We start from the raw sequence: 3,561 nt of genomic DNA on the forward strand, positions 1-3,561 counted from the left end.
TCAGCAAAGCGATCAGCGTGAATGGCACGGCGATCTGGATATCGACCGCCCCCATGGTCAGGTCTTCCACCCACCCCCGGCGCATGCCCGCCAAAAGGCCGAGCGCGCCCCCGATCAACAGCCCGATACAGGCCCCGACCAAGGCCAACCCCAACGTGAGCCGCAATCCGTACATCGTGCGCGAAAGTACGTCGCGGCCCAGTTCGTCGGTTCCCAGAAAGAACCCGTCTTTGTAGCGGTCAAACCCGACGGGTGGGCGCAACCGGGAAATCAGGCTTTGGGTCAGCGGATCGAACGGTGCAAGCAAAGGCGCGATAAGTGCGACGAGGATCAGAAACCCGGCAAGGATGGCTGCGATCCTTTGGATCCAGTTCGCCTGAGACCATAGCGTTCTTGGCAATGTGCCCGCCGGGATATGTGCGACCATTGCCATCGGTCTAGACCTGCGCCATTCGGATGCGCGGATCGGCGTAGGCATAGGCGATGTCAGTCACTGCATTGACCACCACCACTGCCATCGCAACCGAGATCACCCCAAACTGCAGTACCGGGTAGTCCCGCGTAATCGCAGCGGAGACCAACAATTCCCCGATACCGGGCCAGCTGAAAATCGCCTCGACCACGACATTGCCCGCCGCAGCCATTCCCGCGATCTGCAACCCCAGCACGGACAGAACCGTCACACCTGCATTGCGCAGCCCGTGCTTCACGATCACCACGGTTTCCGGCAGCCCCTTGGCGCGCGCGGTGCGCATGAAATCCTGCCCCAGCACGTCCAGCATCGCGTTGCGCGTGAACCGCGTCAGCGCGGCAATAAGCACCCCGGACATGGCGATCGTCGGCATGATGAAATGCGCCCAGGTGCCATTGCCCACCACGGGCAAAAGGTTCCAGGAGAACGCAAACAGCAACACCATGAAGATCGCGATCACGAAATTCGGCACCGCATAGCCAACAAAGGAAACCGCCATGATCGCACTGCCGATCCAGCTTGCCCTATAAATCGCGGCAAGCACACCCAGCGGCAGCGCGACACAAAGCGTCAGCGCCAATGAAGCCAGCAGAAGTTGAAGAGACGGCCACACCCGTTCTGCAACGATCTCGGCCACGGGACGGCGTTCAAGGAAAGACAGCCCGAAATTACCTTCCAGGACGCCGCGCAGGTATCTCAGATATTGCTCCCAGATGGACCCGTTCAGACCGAAATATTCGATCATCAACTCACGGTCTTCTTTGGTCAGTCCTTCACCCAGAAAGGTTTCAAGCGGGCTGCCGGTCAGCCGGGTTGCAAAGAAGACAAGCGTTATGATCACGAAAAGCGTCGTCGCCATCTTCAACAGGGTGCGCAGGATGTAGCGGATCATCTGGCGGGCCCCCGCACGATATGCGCAAAAGGAATACCGGCGTTCCGGGCAATCGTGCCATCGGTGGCCAGATTGTCACCGATGAAAATCGCGTCATGGGGCGCGATCCGCGCGCTGTCCAACGCAAGGCGCGCCATGTGGGTGTGCGGTTTGCCGATCGTGTCGAATGCGACATCTCCAAGCACCGCATTGAGTGCTGCCAGCAAAGCGCCTGTTTCAGGCACGGGCAGGCCATCCATCGATGGATGTGCGCAATCGATATTGGACACCCACAGACGCGCACCTTGGCGCAAGAAGGAGGCCAGCCGCTCCAGGTCAACGATTGTGAATCCCGAATCTCGGCAGAGCAACGCGACTTCTGGCACTTCGCTATCGGTACGCAGTCCGAAAGCGCGCGCCTGTGCCTGCAGGCAATCACCTGCAAAAAGCGCAAGGCCGACCCCGGGATAGGTCTTTTGCAGATGCCGCAGCGTTTGCTCTCCGGCAAGCAGGATGCGCTGTGCAGAAATAGTCAACCCAAGGGCCGCCAACTCGTCACTGAGGGACTGCGCAGAATGGGTGGAGTTGTTGGAAACGATCCAAAGCCTGTCGTCGCAAGCGGCGGCAAAATCCAGCGCATCGGCATAGGCGCGTCCTTGGGAAACGAGGCAGCCGTCCAAATCAGAAAGGACAAGCCGCGCGCCAGTCACGATATCCGCACTCAGTCGGTCGAATACGCGCATTTCGAAAGAAACTTCCGGCATAGTCCTCGCACACCCCCACCGTTCGGGGACAAAGCCCCGGCGCGACGAAAAAATTTCGCTATTACTTCTTGGCGAAACAGCATCGCCCTAACATCAGGAAGCTTTATCATTGGCTGTGACATGCTTGTGACAAAGCAAAGCTACGCTTTGCGCAACTCAAGGATTCGCTTTCAGGTGGCCATGCCTCTTTCGCTTACAGCCTTGCAGGCGCTGCGCACTGTCGCCGAGACTGGCTCATTCTCGGCCGCCGCCCGGCAGTTGGGACTGACACAGCCTGGCGTCTCGCACCACGTACGCGGCCTTGAAAGAGATTACGCAATTCGGCTGTTCACACGGACCAATGGAAAGCTGGTCGCAACCCCCTTTTGTGAGCGAATCTGCGATGTAGCCGACCACCTCTTGCAAGAACACGTTGGGCTTGAACGCATGCTGCGAAATCACGGGACGTTGGGACGTGGCGAACTTTCAGTCGGGATGGGAAATGCGATGCCGGGTATGTCGCTGGTCGCAGCCTTTAACCGCAACCACCCCGAAACGAACCTAAAGGTGATCACCGGCTCCTACCAAAAGATCATGCGCGCAGTTTTGGATCACAGTGTAGATGTCGGCATATTGCCGGATATTCCCAGGGATCCACGGTTCCGCCGACAGGTGCTGTTGTCCAATCGCGTGGTGGCGATCGTGCCAATCGATCATCCACTTTCCGGGCAAAGACGGGCGACGGCTGCGCAACTTCTTCCGCATCGGCTCATTTTTCGGTCTGCGGGCTCTTCTACCCAAAAGGTGGTCGACAGATATTTCGGATCGCGTGGCGTTGAACCCAAACCCTTTCTGACGCTGGACACCCGCGACGGCGTGTTCGAGGCGGTCGCAAACGGCATGGGTATCGGGTTTGTCTGGAAAAACAGCACAAGCCGCGCTGAAGATGTCTGGCAGATAGATTTGGCGGACGGCGTAACGACAAGCAAGGAAGTCGCCTTTGCACACGCGGACCGTAGTACACAAACACTTGATGCATTCTTTTCGATTGCAGCCCAGTCCAGTGCAGGCAACGTGTCGTCGCATTGACTGCAGCACATGGTGAAATGGTGATTGACCGCGATGATTGAGATTGCGGACGGTTGCACAAAGCTGGCGTAGGACTGAAAATGCGAAAACTTGGCGGTGCTCCGATCCACGTGCCATTCTACCGAGCGCATTGATCTCGAATTTTAACAACAAATAAGGCTGGCCGAAAGCGCGTCGGAATTCGACACTATCGCTTGCGTGCTTGACGAGTAGCGCCTCAGCGACAGGCCGAAACAGGCACGATGCAGCACGAAATCACGCGATCTAAACATGAACATGTACTGCACACGACGCCTGGCAACAAATTGAAGTTAAATACCAATCTTTGCAATCCATCATAGGGGCCACGGACAACCTAGTGTTTTGATTTATTTGCATTTTTGTAT

3 protein-coding genes and 1 pseudogene are annotated in these 3,561 nt (G+C 57.3%); 1 reads left to right on the forward strand and 3 read right to left on the reverse strand.

Annotated elements, in window-relative coordinates; genetic code table 11:
* From IBX59_RS14880 to IBX59_RS15190, 3 genes and pseudogenes are all read right to left on the reverse strand, one after another.
* A pseudogene (locus tag IBX59_RS14880) lies at positions 1–433 on the reverse strand (ABC transporter permease); the annotation flags it as partial.
* A 4-nt stretch (positions 434–437) separates the two neighbouring features.
* Positions 438–1,364 carry an ABC transporter permease gene (locus IBX59_RS14885; protein ID WP_296376965.1) on the reverse strand — a complete coding sequence of 309 codons (927 nt, stop codon included), beginning with the start codon at positions 1,362–1,364 and terminating at the stop codon, positions 438–440.
* Positions 1,361–2,107, reverse strand: coding sequence for an HAD family hydrolase (locus IBX59_RS15190; RefSeq protein WP_367119393.1), 747 nt, complete (start codon positions 2,105–2,107; stop codon positions 1,361–1,363). The genes IBX59_RS14885 and IBX59_RS15190 overlap by 4 nt, the downstream gene beginning before the upstream one ends.
* 180 nt (positions 2,108–2,287) lie before the next feature.
* Here IBX59_RS15190 and IBX59_RS15195 point away from each other — a divergent pair, with 180 nt between their 5' ends.
* On the forward strand, positions 2,288–3,175 hold the full coding sequence (locus IBX59_RS15195) for a LysR family transcriptional regulator (protein WP_367119394.1): 888 nt from the start codon (positions 2,288–2,290) through the stop codon (positions 3,173–3,175).
* Positions 3,176–3,561 lie beyond the last annotated feature (386 nt).

It is taken from the genome of Yoonia sp., from assembly GCF_014859355.1.
In the GTDB taxonomy this organism is placed as follows: Bacteria; Pseudomonadota; Alphaproteobacteria; order Rhodobacterales; family Rhodobacteraceae; genus Yoonia.

What these genes read in the sequence shown, in the direction of transcription:
- IBX59_RS14885 (WP_296376965.1), bottom strand. Translation starts at nt 1,364, where the DNA reads ATGATCCGCTACATCCTGCGCACCCTGTTGAAGATGGCGACGACGCTT.
- IBX59_RS15190 (WP_367119393.1), bottom strand. Translation starts at nt 2,107, where the DNA reads ATGCCGGAAGTTTCTTTCGAAATGCGCGTATTCGACCGACTGAGTGCG.
- IBX59_RS15195 (WP_367119394.1), top strand. Translation starts at nt 2,288, where the DNA reads ATGCCTCTTTCGCTTACAGCCTTGCAGGCGCTGCGCACTGTCGCCGAG.